Annotated in this window: 17 protein-coding genes; 1 reads left to right on the top strand and 16 read right to left on the bottom strand. The window is 63.3% G+C overall.

All coding sequences use genetic code 11. The annotated features are described in order from the left end of the window. Window positions 1-29: 29 nt before the first annotated feature. The 16 genes from J3P97_RS08990 to leuC form a co-directional block, all read right to left on the bottom strand. On the bottom strand, window positions 30-803 hold the full coding sequence (locus J3P97_RS08990) for an SDR family oxidoreductase (RefSeq protein ID WP_305495812.1): 774 nt from the start codon (window positions 801-803) through the stop codon (window positions 30-32). Beyond that, window positions 800-2,011: an O-succinylhomoserine sulfhydrylase gene (locus J3P97_RS08985; protein ID WP_434673952.1), complete on the bottom strand. Its 1,212-nt coding sequence runs from the start codon at window positions 2,009-2,011 to the stop codon at window positions 800-802. Before J3P97_RS08985 ends, J3P97_RS08990 begins: the two co-directional genes overlap by 4 nt. Before the next feature lie 57 nt (window positions 2,012-2,068). After that, window positions 2,069-3,574 carry an amidophosphoribosyltransferase gene (gene purF, locus J3P97_RS08980; RefSeq protein ID WP_434569205.1) on the bottom strand — a complete coding sequence of 502 codons (1,506 nt, stop codon included), beginning with the start codon at window positions 3,572-3,574 and terminating at the stop codon, window positions 2,069-2,071. Between the two features lie 41 nt (window positions 3,575-3,615). Further along, on the bottom strand, window positions 3,616-4,176 hold the full coding sequence (locus tag J3P97_RS08975) for a CvpA family protein (RefSeq protein WP_039593931.1): 561 nt from the start codon (window positions 4,174-4,176) through the stop codon (window positions 3,616-3,618). A gap of 89 nt (window positions 4,177-4,265) precedes the next feature. Continuing rightward, complete coding sequence (locus tag J3P97_RS08970; RefSeq protein WP_434673951.1) at window positions 4,266-4,934, bottom strand: SPOR domain-containing protein; 669 nt, start codon at window positions 4,932-4,934, stop codon at window positions 4,266-4,268. Further along, a complete protein-coding gene (gene folC / locus J3P97_RS08965) occupies window positions 4,918-6,225 on the bottom strand; it encodes a bifunctional tetrahydrofolate synthase/dihydrofolate synthase (RefSeq protein WP_434673950.1) in 1,308 nt (435 codons plus the stop codon). The genes J3P97_RS08970 and folC overlap by 17 nt, the downstream gene beginning before the upstream one ends. Next, on the bottom strand, window positions 6,222-7,142 hold the full coding sequence (accD, locus tag J3P97_RS08960; RefSeq protein ID WP_434569208.1) for an acetyl-CoA carboxylase, carboxyltransferase subunit beta: 921 nt from the start codon (window positions 7,140-7,142) through the stop codon (window positions 6,222-6,224). Before accD ends, folC begins: the two co-directional genes overlap by 4 nt. Window positions 7,143-7,407: 265 nt before the next feature. Beyond that, window positions 7,408-8,031, bottom strand: a complete 624-nt coding sequence (locus tag J3P97_RS08955; protein ID WP_434673949.1) for a phosphoribosylanthranilate isomerase — start codon at window positions 8,029-8,031, stop codon at window positions 7,408-7,410. Between the two features lie 63 nt (window positions 8,032-8,094). Beyond that, window positions 8,095-8,919: a tRNA pseudouridine(38-40) synthase TruA gene (gene truA, locus J3P97_RS08950; protein WP_434674523.1), complete on the bottom strand. Its 825-nt coding sequence runs from the start codon at window positions 8,917-8,919 to the stop codon at window positions 8,095-8,097. Between the two features lie 283 nt (window positions 8,920-9,202). Beyond that, window positions 9,203-11,785 (bottom strand): FimV/HubP family polar landmark protein, encoded by a 2,583-nt coding sequence (locus J3P97_RS08945; RefSeq protein ID WP_434673948.1) that lies wholly within the window; start codon window positions 11,783-11,785, stop codon window positions 9,203-9,205. Window positions 11,786-11,993: 208 nt separating this feature from the next. Beyond that, window positions 11,994-13,004, bottom strand: a complete 1,011-nt coding sequence (locus J3P97_RS08940; protein WP_434673947.1) for an aspartate-semialdehyde dehydrogenase — start codon at window positions 13,002-13,004, stop codon at window positions 11,994-11,996. A gap of 246 nt (window positions 13,005-13,250) precedes the next feature. Further along, window positions 13,251-14,363, bottom strand: a complete 1,113-nt coding sequence (gene asd / locus J3P97_RS08935) for an aspartate-semialdehyde dehydrogenase (RefSeq protein ID WP_434569212.1) — start codon at window positions 14,361-14,363, stop codon at window positions 13,251-13,253. Window positions 14,364-14,417: 54 nt separating this feature from the next. Next, entirely contained in the window at window positions 14,418-15,500 is a 1,083-nt protein-coding gene (gene leuB / locus J3P97_RS08930; RefSeq protein ID WP_434673946.1) for a 3-isopropylmalate dehydrogenase, read from the bottom strand. A gap of 47 nt (window positions 15,501-15,547) precedes the next feature. Next, the gene (locus tag J3P97_RS08925; protein ID WP_434673945.1) at window positions 15,548-16,312 is read right to left on the bottom strand and encodes a class I SAM-dependent methyltransferase; all 765 of its coding nucleotides are present in this window, start codon (window positions 16,310-16,312) and stop codon (window positions 15,548-15,550) included. A gap of 146 nt (window positions 16,313-16,458) precedes the next feature. Then, window positions 16,459-17,103, bottom strand: coding sequence for a 3-isopropylmalate dehydratase small subunit (leuD, locus tag J3P97_RS08920; protein WP_434673944.1), 645 nt, complete (start codon window positions 17,101-17,103; stop codon window positions 16,459-16,461). A gap of 11 nt (window positions 17,104-17,114) precedes the next feature. Further along, on the bottom strand, window positions 17,115-18,533 hold the full coding sequence (leuC, locus tag J3P97_RS08915) for a 3-isopropylmalate dehydratase large subunit (RefSeq protein WP_305495827.1): 1,419 nt from the start codon (window positions 18,531-18,533) through the stop codon (window positions 17,115-17,117). A 157-nt stretch (window positions 18,534-18,690) separates the two neighbouring features. On the opposite strand from leuC, the gene J3P97_RS08910 reads away from it, so the two are divergent. Further along, complete coding sequence (locus J3P97_RS08910) at window positions 18,691-19,581, top strand: LysR family transcriptional regulator (RefSeq protein WP_434569215.1); 891 nt, start codon at window positions 18,691-18,693, stop codon at window positions 19,579-19,581. Window positions 19,582-19,638 lie beyond the last annotated feature (57 nt).

The raw sequence follows: 19,638 nt of genomic DNA, 5'->3' as shown, positions 1-19,638 counted from the left end.
AACAGTTCAAACAACGCGCGGGCAGCCTTTCACTCGTAGATCATTTTCTTAGTCATGCCACCGTCCACGACAAACTCCTGCCCGGTAACAAAACCGGCGTTGCGCGACAACAGCCACGCCACCATCGCCGCCACGTCCTCCACCGTGCCTACCCTGCCCGCAGGATGCTGGGCATGATCGGCGTCGGTCAACGGCTGCGCACGACGTTGCGAGGGGTCTCGCGCATCGATCCAGCCGGGGCTGACGGCATTGACCCGGATCTCCGGCCCAAGGCTGATCGCCAGGGCATGGGTCAGCGCCAGCAGGCCACCCTTGCTCGCCGCATAAGCCTCGGTGTCGGGCTCCGATTGCGCGGCGCGGGTCGAGGCCAGGTTGACGATGGCGCCGTTATGGGCACGCAGGTAAGGCGCGCAATGCTTGGCCAACAGCATCGGCCCGCCCAGGTTCACCGCCAGGACCCGGTTCCAGTGAGCCAGGTCGAGGCTTTCCAGGGTGATGTTGTGCGGGTCGGCAATGGCCGCGTTGCACACCAGCGCGTCGAGCCGGCCGAACTGCCCGAGCACTTCGGCGATGCCGGTGGCAACCTGCCCTTCATCCGCCACGTCCATGCCGATGAACCAGGCATTGTCGCCCAGGGCCTTCGCCACTCTGGAGCCGCGCTGGCGGTCCAGGTCGGTCAAGACGACCTGCCAACCTTCGCAGATCAGCCAGGCGGCAATGCCCAGGCCGATCCCCCGTGCCGCGCCCGTTACCAAGGCAACCCGGCCATGAGTACCGCTCGGCGGCGTTGCCAGCTCGATCACAAGGCTGCCAACCCGCGGGCCAGGTCGGCTTGCAGGTCCGCTACGTCTTCCAGGCCGACCGCGACGCGGATCAGGCTGTCACGGATGCCCGCCGCCTCACGCTCTTGCGGCGAGAGACGCCCGTGAGAGGTGGTGCTTGGGTGCGTGATGGTGGTCTTGCTGTCACCCAGGTTCGCGGTGATGGAAATCAACCGGGTGGCATCGATGAAGCGCCAGGCGCCCTCCTTGCCGCCCTTGACCTCGAAACTCACCACCGCGCCAAAACCACGCTGCTGACGCGCCGCCAGCTCATGTTGCGGATGACTCTTGAGGCCGGCGTAATGGACTTTCTCGATGCCGTCCTGCTGTTCCAGCCACTCGGCCAGGACCTGGGCGTTGGCGCAATGCGCTTTCATCCGCAGGCCGAGTGTTTCCAGGCCCTTGAGGAAGATCCAGGCGTTGAACGGGCTGAGGGTCGGCCCGGCAGTGCGCAGGAAACCCACCACTTCTTTCATCTGTTCGCCACGACCGGCAACAACGCCGCCCATGCAACGGCCCTGGCCGTCGATGAACTTGGTGGCCGAATGCACGACCACGTCCGCGCCCAGCTTGAGCGGCTGTTGCAGTGCCGGCGTGCAGAAGCAGTTGTCGACCACCAGCATGGCGCCTTTGGCGTGGGCGATTTCCGCCAGCGCGGCGATATCCACCAGTTCGGCGAGCGGGTTGGACGGCGATTCGACGAACAACAGTTTGGTGTTGGCCTTGATCGCCGCATCCCAACCCGACAAATCCGCCAGCGGCACGTAGTCGACTTCGACACCGAAGCGCTTGAAGTACTTTTCGAACAGGCTGATGGTCGAGCCGAAGACGCTGCGCGACACCAGTACATGATCACCGGCGCTGCACAAGCTCATGACCACGGCCATGATCGCGGCCATGCCGGTGGCGGTGGCAACCGCTTGCTCGGCGCCTTCCAGGGCGGCAATGCGCTCCTCGAAAGCCCGCACGGTGGGATTGGTGTAACGCGAATAGACGTTGCCCGGCACTTCACCGGCAAATCGCGCCGCGGCATCGGCAGCGGTGCGGAAGACGTAGCTGGAGGTGAAGAACATCGGATCGCCATGTTCGGCTTCCGGTGTACGGTGCTGGCCCGCGCGAACCGCCAGGGTATCGAACGCTACGCCCTCAAGGTCGCTGTCCAGCCGACCGGCATCCCAATCCTGACTCATGCTGCCACTCCTTCTATCGCTTGAACGCAAACCGGCCCCTCGGGGCCGGTTCGTTACTCAGTTGTTGTACAGATCGATGATCGCGCTGACCGCCTGGGTCTTGGCCTTGGACGCATCGTTACGGGCGTTCTCGATCCGGTTCAGATAGACCTCGTCGATGTCGCCGGTGACGTACTTGCCGTCGAATACCGCGCAATCGAACTGCTCGATCTTGATCTTGCCGCCACCGACCGCTTCGATCAGGTCCGGCAGGTCCTGGTAGATCAACCAGTCGGCGCCGATCAGGTCGGCCACTTCCTGGGTCGTGCGGTTATGAGCGATCAGCTCGTGGGCACTCGGCATGTCGATGCCGTACACGTTCGGGTAACGCACGGCCGGGGCCGCGGAGCAGAAATACACGTTCTTGGCGCCGGCTTCGCGGGCCATCTGGATGATCTGCTTGCAGGTAGTGCCGCGCACGATGGAGTCGTCCACCAGCATCACGTTCTTGCCGCGAAATTCCAGCTCGATGGCGTTGAGCTTCTGGCGTACGGATTTTTTCCGCGCGGCCTGGCCCGGCATGATGAAGGTGCGGCCGATGTAGCGGTTCTTCACGAAGCCTTCGCGGAACTTCACGCCCAGGTGGTTCGCCAGCTCCAGGGCCGCGGTGCGGCTGGTGTCCGGGATCGGGATGACCACGTCGATGTCGTGGTCCGGACGCTCGCGCAGGATCTTGTCGGCCAGTTTCTCGCCCATGCGCAGGCGCGCCTTGTAGACCGAGATACCGTCGATGATCGAGTCCGGACGCGCCAGGTAGACGTGTTCGAAAATGCACGGGGTCAGGCTCGGGTTGGTCGCGCACTGGCGGGTGAAAAGCTTGCCGTCTTCAGTGATGTAGACCGCTTCGCCCGGTGCCAGGTCGCGAATCAGAGTGAAGCCGAGCACGTCCAGGGATACGCTCTCGGAGGCGATCATGTACTCGACGCCTTCGTCGGTATGGCGCTGGCCGAACACGATTGGGCGGATGCCGTGCGGGTCGCGGAAACCGACGATGCCGTAGCCGGTGATCATCGCCACTACCGAATAGCCACCGACACAACGGTTATGCACGTCGGTTACGGCGGCGAACACGTCTTCTTCGGTTGGCTGCAGCTTGCCGCGCTGGGCCAGCTCGTGGGCGAACACATTGAGCATCACTTCCGAGTCGGAACTGGTGTTGACGTGGCGCAGATCGGATTCGTAGATTTCCTTGGCCAACTGCTCGACGTTGGTCAGGTTGCCGTTGTGCGCCAGGGTGATGCCGTACGGCGAGTTGACGTAGAACGGCTGGGCCTCGGCCGAGGTCGAGCTGCCCGCTGTCGGGTAGCGCACATGGCCGATACCCATGTGGCCGACCAGGCGCTGCATGTGACGCTGATGAAACACGTCACGCACCAGGCCATTGTCCTTGCGCAGGAACAACCGGCCGTCATGGCTGGTCACGATACCGGCAGCGTCCTGGCCGCGGTGCTGGAGCACGGTTAGCGCGTCATACAGCGCCTGATTGACGTTCGACTTACCGACGATACCGACGATGCCACACATGCGACGCAACCCCTACTTAATGGATCTGAACTGAACAACACTCACTGCGGCGTTTTGGCCATCGGCAAGAGCTGTTCCTTGAACGGTATTTCAGCGGGTACGCTGATACCGCTGGCAAGCCACTGACTGCTCCAACCCAGGATCAGGTTCTTGGACCAGTCTGCGACCAATAGAAATTGTGGCACGAGCCGGGACTCCTGCCACCACGTATCCTGCTGTACCGGCCCCAGGCTCAACAGCCCGACGGCCACGACCACCAGCAACGCGCCACGCGCCGCGCCGAAGGCCATGCCCAGGAACCGGTCCGTCCCGGAAAGCCCGGTGACGCGAATCAGTTCGCCGATCAGATAATTGATCATTGCGCCAACCAGCAAGGTGGCGATAAACAAGATGGCACAGCCCGCAATGACGCGGGCCGACGGTGTTTCGATGTATCCGGCGAGGTACTGGGACAGCGAGCCACCAAACATCCAGGCCACGACTCCCGCAATGATCCAGGTCAGCAGCGAGAGCGCTTCCTTGACGAAGCCGCGACTCAGACTGATCAATGCAGAGATGGCGACGATTGCAACGATCGCCCAGTCAACCCAGGTAAATGGCACGGTGCAGCCTACAGACGGATAAGGCGGCGCATTTTAGCAGAGCGCAGGGCTGTCGGTAAGCTGCGTGATTCAAATCAGCCAAATGGCGTTCAACCACGCTCCGGCTGGAAGCGCACCACGAAACCCTTGAGGTTTTGCTGGCGATTGAGCAAGTCGCGCAGGCGGTCAGCCTCGGCACGCTCGATCAGCGGACCGACAAACACCCGATTCTTGCCATCGGCGGAACGGATATAGGCGTTGTAACCCTGGCTGCGCAGGTTCTTCTGCAGCTTTTCGGCGCTTTCGCGACTGGTCAGGCTGGCCAGTTGCACCGACCAACTGACCGACAGGCCATTGGCATCGACACGGCTTTGCGTGGTATCCGGTTTCGGTGCCGCCGTGATCGGCTGGGTCGGGGCTGGCTTGACTGCCGGCGCTGCTGGAACAGGCGCTGGCGCGGCAGCCGGTTTGCTCGGCGTGGCCGGAGCCGGTGCGGTCGGCGCGGGCACAATGGGCGCAGACGGCGCGGCAGGTTCCTGGGCCAGTTCCTCGTCGCTCGGAACAGGTTCCTGAGGCAATGCTTGCGGCTCGGGCACCGCCACCGGTTCGACCTGCACCGGCGGCACGGCGGGCGCCTGGGGCGCAGCGGGTGCATCAACCGTGACCTGGCGCTGCTCGTCCTGACGGGAAAACAGCATCGGCAGGAAGATCACCGCCAGGGCCACCAACACCAGGGCCCCGACCATGCGCTGCTTGTACGCCTTATCCAGCAATGCCATCTGCAGCTTCCTCCGAGGAGCGCCGGGCCAACCATTGAAGGGCCTCGGCTACGCAAAAAAATGATCCGAACAACAGAATCTCGTCGTCGGCCGTCGCCAGGGCGCACTGTCCTTCCAGCGCGTCGGCCACACTGGCGTAAGCATCAACCGAAGCGCCACGACCCTGCAAGGCTGCCTGCAACTCGCTGGCCGGACGGGAACGCGGCGAATCCAGCGGAGCGACGGCCCAGTGCTGGACAGTAGCATCCATGGCATCGACCACGCCATCGAGGTCCTTGTCGGACAGCAGCCCGAACACCGCCAGGCGCTTGCCCGGCACCGGCCGCCGCGCCAGGCGCTCCGCCAGGTACTGGGCGGCATGAGGGTTGTGGCCGACATCGAGCAGCAGGTTGAGACGCTTGCCCCGCCAATCGAACGAACGACGATCAAGACGACCGACGACGCGAGTCGCCTGCAACGCCTGGACAATCCGTTCCGCGTCCCACGGCAGATCCGCGAGCAAATAGGCCTGAAGCGCCAGCGCAGCGTTTTCCATCGGCAGGTCCAGGAGCGGCAGGTCATGCAACTCCACCGGGTTGCCCTTGGCGTCACTGCCGCGCCATTGCCAGTGCTGCTCGGTCATGGCCAGGTCAAAATCCCGCCCACGCAGAAAAAATTGGCAATCAAGCTCGCGAACCTTGTCGAGCAAGGGCTGCGGTGGATCAAGGTCGCCACACAGCGCAGGCGCGCCCGGGCGGAAGATGCCGGCTTTCTCGTAAGCCACGGATTCGCGGGTATCGCCCAGGTAATCGGCATGGTCCACGCCGATACTGGTGACCAGCGCGATGTCCGCATCCACCAGGTTGACCGCGTCCAGCCGCCCGCCCAGGCCGACTTCCAGCACGACGGCGTCCAGACCGGCACGGGCGAACAACCAGAACGCCGCCAGCGTGCCCATTTCGAAATACGTCAGGGAAGTCTCGCCCCGCCCGGCTTCCACCGCCGCGAAGGCTTCGCACAGCTCGGCATCAGAGGCTTCGATGCCATTGACCTGCACCCGCTCGTTGTAGCGCAGCAGGTGCGGCGAACTGTAGACACCGACACTCAGGCCCTGGCCCCGCAACAGCGAAGCCAGGAAGGCGCAGGTCGAACCCTTGCCATTGGTGCCGGTAACCGTGATGACCCGGGGCGCCGGCCTGGCCAGTCCCATGCGGGACGCTACCGCTTGCGAGCGCTCCAACCCCATGTCGATGGCGGATGGATGCAACTGCTCAAGGTAGGCAAGCCAGTCGCCCAGGGTACGTTGGGTCATAGGCCTGCAGGCACCGGCGGAACCACGATCGGCTCGATAGGCGTGGCAACGAACTTCGGCGTCGGCAGGCCCATCAGTTGCGCCAGCAGGTTGCCCAGGCGCGGGCGCAGTTCCTGACGGTGAATGATCATGTCGATGGCACCGTGCTCAAGCAGGAATTCACTGCGCTGGAAACCTTCCGGCAGTTTTTCACGCACGGTCTGTTCGATCACGCGAGGGCCGGCAAAGCCGATCAGCGCTTTCGGCTCGCCGACGATCACGTCACCGAGCATCGCCAGGCTGGCGGAGACGCCGCCGTAGACCGGGTCGGTCAGTACCGAAATGAACGGAATGCCTTCTTCACGCAGACGCGCCAGTACCGCGGAGGTCTTGGCCATTTGCATCAGCGAGATCAGCGCTTCCTGCATCCGCGCACCGCCGGATGCGGCGAAGCAGATCATCGGGCAACGGTTTTCCAGGGCGTGGTTGGCCGCGCGAACGAAGCGCTCGCCGACGATCGCGCCCATGGAACCGCCCATGAAGGAGAACTCGAACGCCGACACCACCACCGGCATGCCCAGCAGGGTACCGCTCATGGACACCAGCGCGTCTTTTTCGCCAGTCTGTTTCTGGGCGGCGGTCAGGCGGTCCTTGTATTTCTTGCCGTCGCGGAATTTCAGGCGGTCCACGGGTTCCAGTTCGGCGCCCAGTTCAACGCGGCCTTCGGCGTCGAGGAAAATATCGATACGGGCACGCGCGCCGATGCGCATGTGGTGGTTGCACTTGGGGCAAACGTCCAGGGTCTTTTCCAGCTCGGGGCGGTAAAGCACCGCTTCGCAGGATGGACATTTGTGCCACAGACCTTCAGGCACCGAGCTTTTCTTCACCTCGGAACGCATGATCGAAGGGATCAGTTTGTCTACCAACCAGTTGCTCATGCTTCTTTCTCCAGTACCGGCGGCCCGAACGCTCTGGTTCGCGGCCCCGCGTATGCCCTTGAGCTCAAATTCATTGTGCGGCGAGGGTTGCGGACCGTCGCGGTCAGCGCGAAACATGACCTGCGTCCAGCCCCACCATCCCCTGCCATCCCGACAACCGCTGCACGGCGATTGCCACTACGCTATCGGCCCGCCCGGAGGCGGCGCCTGCCTGCTTTGTACAGTGCAGGTATGGACGGCGGCAGTCTGCCAGCCGTCACATTGGCTACTGGCTGCTGCGCACAGCAGCCATGAATGCGCGAATCTTCGCCGGATCCTTGAGGCCCTTGGCCTGCTCCACGCCACCACTGACGTCCACCGCATAGGGGCGGACCTGGGCAATGGCTGCCGCCACGTTGTCCGCCGTCAGGCCACCGGCGAGGATGATCGGCTTGGCAAGATCTTGCGGGACCAGCGACCAGTCGAACGCTTCGCCGGTCCCGCCGGGAACGCCCTCGACGTAGGTGTCCAGCAAGATCCCGCTGGCACCGGCAAAGGCCTCGCAAGCCGCGGCGATGTCGTCGCCGGCCTTGACCCGCAGGGCCTTGATATAAGGGCGATGCCAGCCTTCACAATCGGCTGGCGTCTCGTCGCCATGGAACTGCAACAGCGCCAATGGCACCGCATCGAGTATCTCCCCCAGCTCGCAACGGCTGGCGTTGACGAAAAGACCGACCGGCGTCACGAATGGCGGCAAGGCCTGGATGATCGCCCTCGCCTGCTGCACCGTCACCGCCCGCGGACTCTTGGCGTAAAACACCAGCCCGATGGCGTCCGCCCCGGCCCCGACCGCCGCCAGCGCGTCCTCGACGCGAGTGATCCCGCATATCTTGCTGCGAACGACCGGCATGATGGGGAAAACCTCAGGCTATTCCATGAAAGTCCCGGATGGTAACAAATGCAACGGAAGGCGTCAGCCGTCGAGTTCCGAGAAGCCTGTCAGGAAATGTGGCCCGATGTAACGCTCCGGCAGTTCGAACTCATCGTGATATTCCACCTGCACCAGGTACAGGCCAAACGGATGCGCCGTGACGCCTCCGGAACGACGGATGCGGCTTTCCAGCACTTCCTTGATCCACTCCACCGGTCGCTCGCCTGCGCCGATGGTCATGAGCACGCCGGCGATGTTGCGCACCATGTGATGCAGGAAGGCGCTGGCACGGATGTCGAGCACGATCATCTTGCCGTGACGGGTCACGCGCAAGTGATGCAGCTCCTTGATCGGCGATTTGGCCTGGCATTGGCCGGCGCGGAAGGCGCTGAAGTCTTGGACGCCGACCAGATATTGCGCGGCCTCGGCCATGCGTTCGACGTCCAGCGGGCGGTGGTTCCAGGTGATTTCTTCGTTCAGGTGCGCCGGGCGGATCTGGTCGTTGTAGATCACATAGCGATAACGCCGGGCGATGGCCTTGAAGCGGGCATGGAAATGCGCCGGCATGGCCTTGGCCCAACTGACGCTGACATCGTGCGGCAAGTTGATATTGGCGCCCATGACCCACGCCTTCATCGAGCGCTCGACCTGGGTATCAAAATGCACCACCTGCCCGCACGCATGCACGCCGGCATCGGTACGCCCGGCGCAATGTAGCGACACGGGCGAGTCGGCGACTTTGGACAGGGCATTTTCAAGGGTTTCCTGCACCGTCAGGACACCGGAGGCCTGACGCTGCCAGCCGCGATAGCGCGAGCCTTTGTATTCAACGCCCAGGGCGATCCGGAAAAAGCCGTCAGCCGCCATTTCTGCGGCCGGGTTGTCTATGTTTGCCAAGGAATTACAGCCTGCTGAGGTACGCAAAGGCGGGCATTATAAGGCGGGCGGGGCGCGATGCCAGTGCAACCGGTGGTTCTGCGTGGAATCGACTGGCGCCATCGCGAGCAAGCTCGCTCCCACATGGGATCTCCAGTGAGCACCGACCTGTGGGAGCGAGCTGGCTCGCGATGAGGCCAGCCCAGACACCATCCAACCCCTGCAAACAAAAACGGCAGCCTCACCGGCTGCCGTTGTTGTTTACCCCATCACCTCAAGCCAGGCGCGACAACATTTCCTGCGCTTCACTCTTCTGCGTGGCATCGCCTTCGTTGAGGACTTCACCCAGGATATCCCGGGCGCCATCGTCGTCGCCCATGTCGATGTAGGCCTGGGCCAGATCGAGCTTGGTCGCCACTTCGTTGGTGCCGCTGAGGAAGTCGAAATCCGGCTCGTCGTCAGCGGTCGCCAAGGCATCATCGGCCGTGAAGGTCGGCTGACCGAGGCTGTCGGACAAACGATCCAGCTCAGCGTTGACATCATCCAGCTCGGATTCGAAGGCATCCTTGGGCTGGTCATGGGCATCCATTTCGTCCGCCAGGGACAGGTCGAAATCCGCCGGCAGCTCAAGATCGTCGGCCGGGGTGTCGTTCAGGGCCGGCGTTTCGGCAGCCGGGACGTCCAGGCCCTTGAGGTCATCCTCCAGGCCCAGCAGGAAATCTTCGTCCTCCAGGGCGGGTGCCGGAGCATCGGCGCCCAGGTCCAGGTCGAACTCCGACAGGTCGTCGAGGCTTTCGTTGGCCTCGGTCTGCTGCTTGAGCACCGACTCGAAACTCAGGTCATCGTCTTCCGGAAACGCGTCCAGCTCGTTGAGCGGCTCGGGTGCCGGCGCTGCGGGCGTCGTATCAAAGTCGTCCAGGCTCAGGTCAAAAGCGTTGTCGAGCTCTTCATCGGTCGCCGGCTTGTCTTCCAGCAGTTCCTTGACGTACTGCGCATCCAGTTCGGCAGCCACGGCTGCGGCGGCCAGGCCTGCGCCAGCGGCGACCGCCATGGCCGGGAAACGGCTCTTGAGCTGTTCGACCTGGGCGTAGTTTTCACCATTGGCGACCAGTTGGCGTTCCTGGGCGACAAAGGCGTCTCGGTCGCCCTGTTGGCCGTAGACCTCCATCAACTTCAAACGCAGATCGCTGCGCTGAGGCTCAGCCTTGATGCCCTGCTCCAGCAGATCGGCCGCCTGGTTCAAACGACCGCGATCGATGTGCGACTGGGCCTGAGGCAGCACGTCGTCGGAACGATCGGCGGCCGGGGCCACCAACGGTGCGGCAATGGGCGGCGTGACAATCACTGGCGCAATCACCGGAGCCGGCTTGGGCGCTGGCGTCGGGGCTGGCTTGGGTTCGAGTTTTACGCTAGGTGGTGGAACCTCAATGCCCTCGAAGCTGCTCGGGGGCAGATCGAGCTCCGGGGAGAAGTCGGCCTCCTCCTCGAGGGCTCGGGCCATGCGCAGATGTTTCTCGGCTTCCTGCTGGGCCTTGCGGCGACGGGCAAGCAGCAACAGAAGCAGCAACAGGATCAACGCGCCGCCGCCAATCAGCCCCAGGAGGATCGGATTGGTCAGCAGGTCGTTGTATTTCTTTTCATCGGAAGCGGCAGGTGTCGGCTCGACCGGTGCGGCGGGCGGCGTCGCTTCCGGGGCGGCCTCGGGTGCTGGTGTTGGCGCCGGTGGTTGTGTCGACGGCGCCGGGGTCAGCTCGGCCGACATCGTCGGGGTCGACTCGCCCGCAGGCGGTACAGCAGCGCCATCAGCCTGCATTTTCGCCAGCTGGTTGTTTTTCAGTTCGATCAGACGCTGCAGCTTGTCCAATTGGCTCTGCAGGTCGGCCATGCGGCTTTTCAGTTCTTCGTTGTCGCGGCGAGCCGCATCAAGGCTTTCCTGGGTCACTGCAAGCTGGTTGCTCAGTGCCTGGGCATCACCGGCAGCGCCCTTGCCCTTGGCGCCGGCCTTCGCCGACTCGGCGGAAACCAGGCTCAGGTTGTCGCGCGCGGCGGCCTGGGCTGGCGCGCCCTCGGCAGCGCCCCGCTTGGTCGCGTCCAACTGCTGCCGGCCGTTACCCGCCACACCCCGATGCCCCTGGCGCCAGGCGGCGTTCTGTGCAGCCACTTCGGCGATGGCCTGGGGTTGCGGCAGCGCCGTGCTTTGCACCGGATCCGGCAGGCGCAGCACCTGGCCGGTCTTGAGCAGGTTGATATTGCCGTTGATGAAGGCGTTCGGGTTCAACGCCTGAATCGCCAGCATGGTCTGTTGCACCGATCCACCGTTGCGCACCTTGGCGGCGATTTCCCACAGGGTGTCGCGCGGCGTGGTGGTGTATTGGGACGGCTTGGTGGCCCCGGTGACCGGTGTGGAAACCGCTTGGGACGGCTTCGCCCGCGCAGCATCGGCGGCCTGCGGCGAGAATTTGGACGGATCGAGCAGCACGCTGTAGTCGCGCAGCAAGCGGCCGTTGGGCCACATCACCTGCACCAGGAACTTGACCATCGGCTCGGACAGCGGCCGGCTGGACGTCACCCGCAGGACACTGCGGCCGTTGGCGTTGATCACCGGGGTGAAGCTCAGGTCATTGAGGAAGGCTTGGCGGTCAATGCCCGCCTTGGCGAACTCTTCTGGGGGCGCCAGGCTCGGCACGACTTCGGCGGCGGTCAGTTGCTGGACATCGAGCAGCTCGATCTCGGCGACCAAAGGCTGGTTCGGCGGCGACTTCAGGGTCAACTCCCCGAGCCCGAGCGCTTGCGCCATACCGGAGGACAGCGCCGAGGCGGCCGCTATTGCTAACACCAGTTTGCGAACTTGAACCATAGCCTCTTCCTTTGTTTGAACATTCCTCGGCCAGCGAGAAGGTGTTGATGCCGCTGCCGTAAGGCATTGCGCGCAGCCCCGAAGCGACGGCGCGCGCGATCGTTTCACTCATGCCCGAGGACGCCCCGGGGAGGAGGTTCGCCTTCAGCACTCTGGCCAAGCATAGCGCCCAGCTAGACTCATTCGACAAATTGTTGCCAAGTATCTTTTACAGCAAGTCTTTTATCAACAACTCAGCCACCTGCACGGCATTGAGCGCCGCGCCCTTACGCACGTTATCCGCCGTCAGCCACAGATTCAGTTCCGCCGGATCGTCCACGCCACCGCGCACACGCCCGACATAAACCACATCCTGGCCGACCGCATCGCCCACCGGCGTCGGGTAGTCACCCGCCTCCACCAGCTCAATGCCGGGCGCCGCCTCCAGGGCTGCGTTGACCTTCGCCAGGTCAACAGCGCTCGCGGACTGTACGGTCACGCTAAAGCTATCGCCGAAAAACACCGGCGCTTGAATGCAAGTGACGGAAATCTTTAACAAAGGTTGCGCAAGCACTTGGCGCAGCTCGCGGACCAGGCGCTTCTCCAGCAGCGTATGACCCTGCTCATCCGGGACACCGACCTGGGCCAGCAGGTTGAACGCCATCTGCCGATCGAAGAATTTCGGCTCCAGCGGACGGGCATTGAGCAACTCGGCGGTCTGGCGCGCCAACTCGCTCACCGCTGCGCGCCCCTGGGCGGAGACGGCGAGACTGGCGGTCAGGCTGATGCGTTGCAGGTCCAGGCAATCGCGCAGCGGCGCCAGCACCACGGCGAGCGCAGTGGCCGAGGCGCTGGGGCTGCTGACCTGGAACGGTTTGCTCAGGCCGGCCAGCAACCGGGCGTTGGCCTCTGGCACGATCTGCGGCGCCTGCTCCGGCGGCAGCGCGCCGGAGAGGTCGATCAGCGCACAACCGGCGGCCGTGGCGCGTGGTGCAAAACTCAGGGTGACCGCCGGGCCGGCGGCGAAGAACACCAGTTGGACCTTGCCGAAATCGAATTCATCGACCTCGCGCACCCGCACGTTCTTGCCGCGAAACAGCACCGAACTCCCCGCCGACTCACTGCTCGCCAGCAGGTGCAGGGTGCCGATCGGAAAATCCCGTTCTTCGAGGATCTGCACCAGGGTTTCGCCGACAGTACCGGTGGCGCCGATCACGGCAATATCAAAGGACTGGCTCATGGGTCTACCTCAGGTAAAACGTGGGGAGCGGCACTTTACCGGGTGGTTGGCGGGCAAGCAATTGGACACAAGAGAACTCGTGGCGAGGGAGCTTGCTCCCGCTCGGTTGCGTAGCAACCGCCAGAATTTTGGGGCTGCTGCGCAGCCCAGCGGGAGCAAGCTCCCTCGCCACGGGGATTTCACCAAACCAATATAAAAAAACCCGTGCCTCTCGCAAGGCACGGGTTCTTCAACAGCAGCAACCGATCAACGCTCGAGCAGGATCCGCAGCATGCGGCGCAGCGGTTCGGCCGCGCCCCACAGCAGCTGATCGCCGACGGTGAAAGCGCCGACGAATTGCGAACCCATGTTCAGTTTGCGCAGACGGCCCACCGGCACGTTCAGGGTGCCGGTGACCTTGGTCGGGCTCAGCTCTTGAATGCTGGTTTCGCGGTTGTTCGGCACCAGCTTGACCCAAGGGTTGTGCTGGCTGATCAGCCCTTCGATGTCGGCGATCGGCACGTCCTTGTTCAGCTTGATGGTCAGCGCCTGGCTATGGCAACGCATGGCGCCGATGCGCACACAGATGCCGTCCACCGGGATCGGGCTCTTGAAGCGACCGAGGATCTTGTTGGTTTCGGCCTGGGCCTTCCACTCTTCACGGCTCTGGCCGTTAGGCAGTTCCTTGTCGATCCACGGGATCAGGCTGCCAGCCAGCGGCACGCCGAAGTTCTCGGTCGGGTAGGCATCGCTGCGCATCGCCTCGGCGACCTTGCGATCGATGTCGAGGATGGCGCTGGCCGGGTTGGCCAGGTCATCGGCGACAGCGGCGTGGGTCGCGCCCATCTGTTTGATCAGTTCGCGCATGTTCTGCGCGCCGGCACCGGAGGCCGCCTGATAGGTCATGGCGCTCATCCATTCGACCAGGCCAGCCTCGAACAGGCCGCCCAGCCCCATCAGCATCAGGCTGACGGTGCAGTTGCCGCCGATGTAGTTCTTGGTGCCCGCGTCCAGCTGCTGGTCAATGACCTTGCGGTTGACCGGGTCGAGGATGATCACCGCGTCATCCTGCATGCGCAGGCTGGAAGCGGCGTCGATCCAGTAACCCTGCCAGCCGGCTTCACGCAGCTTGGGGAACACTTCGCTGGTGTAGTCGCCGCCCTGGCAGGTCAGGATCACGTCGAGGGTCTTGAGCTCTTCGATGCTGTAGGCATCCTTGAGCACACCGGTGTCCTTGCCCACGGACGGGCCTTGGCCACCGACGTTGGAGGTGGTGAAAAACACCGGCTCAATGAGATCGAAATCCTGCTCTTCCAGCATTCGCTGCATGAGCACGGAACCGACCATGCCGCGCCAACCGATCAGACCTACACGTTTCATCGCAACTACACCTATACAAAAGTGGGCCACCGTCGAAGCAGTGGGCCCGAAAGATTACAGATTCCGCAGCGCGGCGACTACTGCATCGCCCATTTGCTGCGTACCGACCTTGGTGCAACCTTGTGACCAGATGTCACCGGTGCGCAAGCCCTGGTCCAGGACCACGCTGACGGCTTTTTCAATCGCGTCGGCGGCATCGTTCAAGTTGAAGCTGTAGCGCAGCATCATCGACACCGACAGGATGGTCGCCAACGGGTTGGCAATGCCCTGCCCGGCAATGTCCGGCGCCGAACCGTGGCACGGCTCGTACATGCCTTTGTTGTTGGCATCCAGGGAGGCCGACGGCAGCATGCCGATGGAACCGGTGAGCATCGACGCTTCGTCGGACAGGATGTCGCCGAACATGTTGTCGGTGACAATCACATCGAACTGCTTCGGCGCGCGCACCAGTTGCATCGCGGCGTTGTCGACGTACATGTGGCTCAGCTCGATGTCCGGGTAATCCTTGGCCACCTGCTCGACCACTTCGCGCCACAGTTGGCTGGACGCCAGCACGTTGGCCTTGTCCACCGAGCACAGCTTCTTGCCACGCACGCGGGCCATGTCGAAGCCGACCCGGGCGATACGGCGGATTTCGCTTTCGCTGTACGGCAGGGTGTCGTAGGCCTGGCGCTCGCCGTTTTCCAGCTCACGGGTACCGCGCGGGGCACCGAAGTAGATACCGCCGGTCAGCTCACGCACGATGAGGATGTCCAGGCCGGAGACGATTTCTGGCTTCAAGCTCGATGCATCGGCCAGTTGCGGATAAAGGATCGCCGGACGCAGGTTGCCGAACAGGCCCAGTCGCGCGCGAATCTTCAGCAGCCCGCGCTCGGGGCGGATGTCGCGTTCGATCTTGTCCCATTTCGGCCCGCCCACGGCGCCCAGCAGCACGGCATCGGCGGCACGGGCACGGTCCAGGGTTTCATCGGCCAGCGGCACGCCGTGCTTGTCGATGGCGGCGCCACCGATCACGTCGTGGCTGAGTTCGAAACCCAGGCCGTACTTGGCGTTCGCCAACTCCAGGACCTTGACCGCCTCGGCCATGATTTCCGGGCCGATGCCATCACCTGGGAGAATCAGAATCTGCTTGCTCATGCTTTCCTCGTTAACTGTCGGCGCCCTTGGGCTAGCCGGGAAAAATGCTATCGCTCGGCCCACAGCACCAGTACATCCGTACTGAACGATCCATCGGCCTCAATCTGAAAATATTCACGCACTTCATCGCCCATCGAGCGCTGCAGCTCGAGAATCGCCGCCCGCATTACCTCCGGAGTACGCATGCGCTCGACCCACGAACGGTATTCCAGGCGCAGACGCTGGCGCGAGGTGCTACGGGTGTGCAGTCCCGCGTCGCTGACCTGCTGCAACCACTCGGCAGCCGAATAGTCGCGCACATGGCTGGTGTCGCGCAGCACTTCGACGCTTTGCAGGTAGGTATCGAGCAGCGGCATGCCCGGCGACAGGATATCAATGAACGCCGCTACGCCGCCCGGCTTGAGCACCCGGCGCACCTCCCGCAAAGCCAGGCCCAGGTCACTCCAATGATGCGCCGAATAGCGGCTGAACACGAAGTCGAACTCGCCGTCGGCGAACGGCAGCCGCTCGGCGGCGCCACGTACCGTGCCGATATTGCCCAGGCCACGCTCGGCCGCCGCCGCGGCAACCACGTCGAGCATCTGCTGGGACAGGTCGTAGGCCACCACCTCGCCGGCCAGCGGCGCCACATGGAAGCTCACATGCCCGGCGCCACAGCCCAGGTCCAGCACACGGGCATTGGCGTGACCGGCCAGCTCGGCCTGCAGCAGCGCGAATTCGGCGCCCTGGGCGTGCACGGCGCTGCTCAGGTAGGCCGAGGCCTGTTCGCCGAATTGCTTTTGTACGATTTGGCTGTGGGCGGTGCTGGTCATAGGGACTTCCTTTTGGGCTGTAGCCTTGTGGTGTCAGCACCGCCGTCTTCGCGAGCGGGCTCGCTCCCACACTGGATTGCGGCGTCCCTGTGGGAGCGAGCCTGCTCGCGAAGAGGCCAGCACTGACTACATCAATCTCACCTCAGTCAAGCATCACGAAACAACCAAGGCTGGCTCGCCCGGTGCTTGGCTTCGAACGCGGCAATCGCCTCGCCGTCCTGCAAGGTCAGGCCGATGTCGTCCAGGCCGTTGAGCAGGCAATGCTTGCGGAACGCGTCGATTTCAAAACCCAGCACCTTGCCGTCGGGACGGGTCACGGTCTGGGCCGCCAGGTCGATCTGCAGTTGATAGCCAGGGTTGGCCTCGACCTGCTGGAACAGCTCGTCCACTTCGACATCGCTGAGAATGATCGGCAGCAGGCCGTTCTTGAAGCTGTTGTTGAAGAAGATGTCGGCGTAGCTCGGCGCGATGATGCTGCGAAAACCGTATTCTTCCAAGGCCCATGGCGCGTGCTCGCGGCTCGAACCGCAACCGAAGTTCTCGCGGGCCAGCAATACGCTGGCGCCTTGGTAACGCTCGGCATTGAGCACGAATTCCTTGTTCAACGGCCGCTTGGAGTTGTCCTGGTACGGCTGGCCCACATCCAGGTAACGCCATTCGTCAAACAGGTTCGGGCCGAAGCCGGTGCGTTTGATGGACTTCAGGAATTGCTTGGGGATGATCTGGTCGGTGTCGACGTTGGCACGATCCAAAGGCGCGACAAGACCGGTGTGCTGGGTGAAAGCTTTCATGCTGCGCTCCTTCAGATCAATTCGCGGACATCGACAAAACGGCCGTTGACGGCAGCGGCGGCGGCCATGGCCGGACTCACCAGGTGCGTACGCCCACCGGCGCCCTGGCGGCCTTCGAAGTTTCGGTTGGACGTCGAGGCGCAGTGCTCGCCCGACTCCAGGCGATCCGGGTTCATCGCCAGGCACATCGAGCAGCCTGGCTCGCGCCATTCGAAACCGGCCTCGAGGAAAATCTTGTCCAGCCCTTCCGCTTCGGCCTGGGCTTTCACCAGCCCCGAGCCCGGCACCACGATCGCCTGCTTGATCGTCGAGGCAACCTTGCGGCCCTTGGCGATCACGGCTGCGGCGCGCAAGTCTTCGATCCGCGAGTTGGTGCAGGAACCGATGAACACACGGTCGAGCTGAATGTCGGTGATCGCCTGGTTGGCGCTCAGGCCCATGTATTTCAAGGCGCGGACGATGGAGTCACGCTTGACCAGGTCCATTTCCTTGGCCGGATCCGGCACGTTCTGGTCCACGGCCAGGACCATTTCCGGCGACGTGCCCCAGCTGACTTGCGGCTTGATCTGCGTCGCGTCGAGCTCGACCACGGTGTCGAACCTGGCGTCCGGGTCGGAGACCAGGTCTTTCCAGGCTTCGACCGCCATGTCCCATTCGGCGCCTTTCGGGGAAAACGGCCGGCCCTTGACGTATTCCACGGTTTTTTCATCGGCGGCCACCAGGCCGACGCGGGCGCCGGCTTCGATGGACATGTTGCAGATGGTCATGCGGCCTTCGACGGACAAATCGCGGATCGCGCTGCCAGCGAACTCGATGGCATGGCCGTTACCGCCGGCGGTGCCGATCTTGCCGATCACGGCCAGGACGATGTCCTTGGCGGTCACGCCGAATGGCAGCTTGCCCTCGACGCGCACCAGCATGTTTTTCATTTTCTTGGCGACCAGGCACTGGGTGGCGAGTACGTGCTCGACCTCGGAAGTACCGATGCCATGCGCCAGCGCACCGAAGGCGCCGTGGGTCGAAGTATGCGAGTCACCACAGACCACGGTCATGCCCGGCAAGGTCGCACCCTGCTCCGGGCCGATCACGTGGACGATGCCCTGGCGGACGTCATTCATCTTGAATTCGACGATGCCGTATTCATCACAGTTGTCGTCAAGGGTCTGGACTTGCAGGCGGGAAACCTGGTCGGCAATGGCTTCGATGCCACCCTTGCGCTCCGGCGTGGTCGGCACGTTGTGGTCCGGGGTCGCGATGTTGGCATCGATGCGCCAAGGCTTGCGCCCGGCCAGACGCAGACCTTCGAAGGCTTGCGGCGAGGTCACTTCGTGAATGATGTGACGGTCGATGTAGATCAGCGCAGAGCCATCGTCGCGCTGCTTGACCAAATGCGAATCCCAGAGCTTGTCGTAGAGCGTTTTGCCGGCCATCAGACGGTTTCCTCATCAGCTTGTTTCTATGCCCTGGGTCCTGAGCGGATCAATAACCCCTTGGCTTGTGAGGCTGATGGTAAGAGGCTACATTAAATAACTCAAATTCATATTTTTCATGCTTTGCATAACCAACTGGAATTCGACCAGAAACGCCATGGACCTCGCCAACCTCAATGCCTTTATTGCCATTGCTGAAACCGGCAGTTTTTCCGGTGCCGGTGAACGCCTGCACCTGACGCAACCGGCCATCAGCAAGCGTATCGCCGGCCTCGAGCAGCAGCTCAACGTGCGCCTGTTCGACCGTCTCGGCCGGGAAGTGAGCCTGACCGAAGCCGGTCGGGCCCTGCTGCCACGGGCCTATCAAATCCTCAACGTGCTGGACGACACCCGCCGCGCCCTGACCAACCTGACCGGCGAAGTGACCGGGCGCCTGACCCTCGCCACCAGCCACCACATCGGCTTGCACCGCCTGCCACCGCTATTGCGGGAGTTCACCCGACGCTACCCCCAGGTGGCACTGGATATTCAGTTCCTGGATTCGGAAGTGGCCTACGAGGAAATTCTCCACGGCCGGGCGGAACTGGCGGTCATCACCCTGGCCCCCGAGCCCCACACGCTGGTAAGGGCCACGCCGGTGTGGGACGACCCGCTGGATTTCGTGGTGGCGCCGGAGCACGCCCTGCTGGAAAACAGCGCGGTCAGCCTGGCGGACATCGCCCTTCATCCGGCGGTTTTCCCGGGAGGCAACACGTTTACCCATCACATCGTGCAGCGGCTGTTCGAAGCCCAGGGCCTGACGCCGAACATCGCAATGAGCACGAATTATCTGGAAACCATAAAGATGATGGTGTCCATCGGCCTGGCCTGGAGCGTTTTGCCGCGCACGATGCTTGATGATCAAGTGGCGCGTGTGCCTTTACCGGGCATACAGCTCAGTCGCCAGCTAGGCTATATCCTGCACACCGAAAGGACGCTGTCGAACGCTGCACGGGCTTTCATGGCTCTATTGGACGCACAAATCGATCTGCCAGGGACAAGGGCATAAGTTGTGCTACTCCTACAGGGCCATTACGCCTGCGCCTAACACCCAACCGCCCAAGGC

Source organism: Pseudomonas sp. R1-15 (assembly GCF_051132085.1).
Classification (GTDB): Bacteria; Pseudomonadota; Gammaproteobacteria; order Pseudomonadales; family Pseudomonadaceae; genus Aquipseudomonas.
The sequence above is the reverse complement of the archived record's forward strand: the minus strand, read 5'-3'. Positions and strand labels throughout refer to the sequence as shown.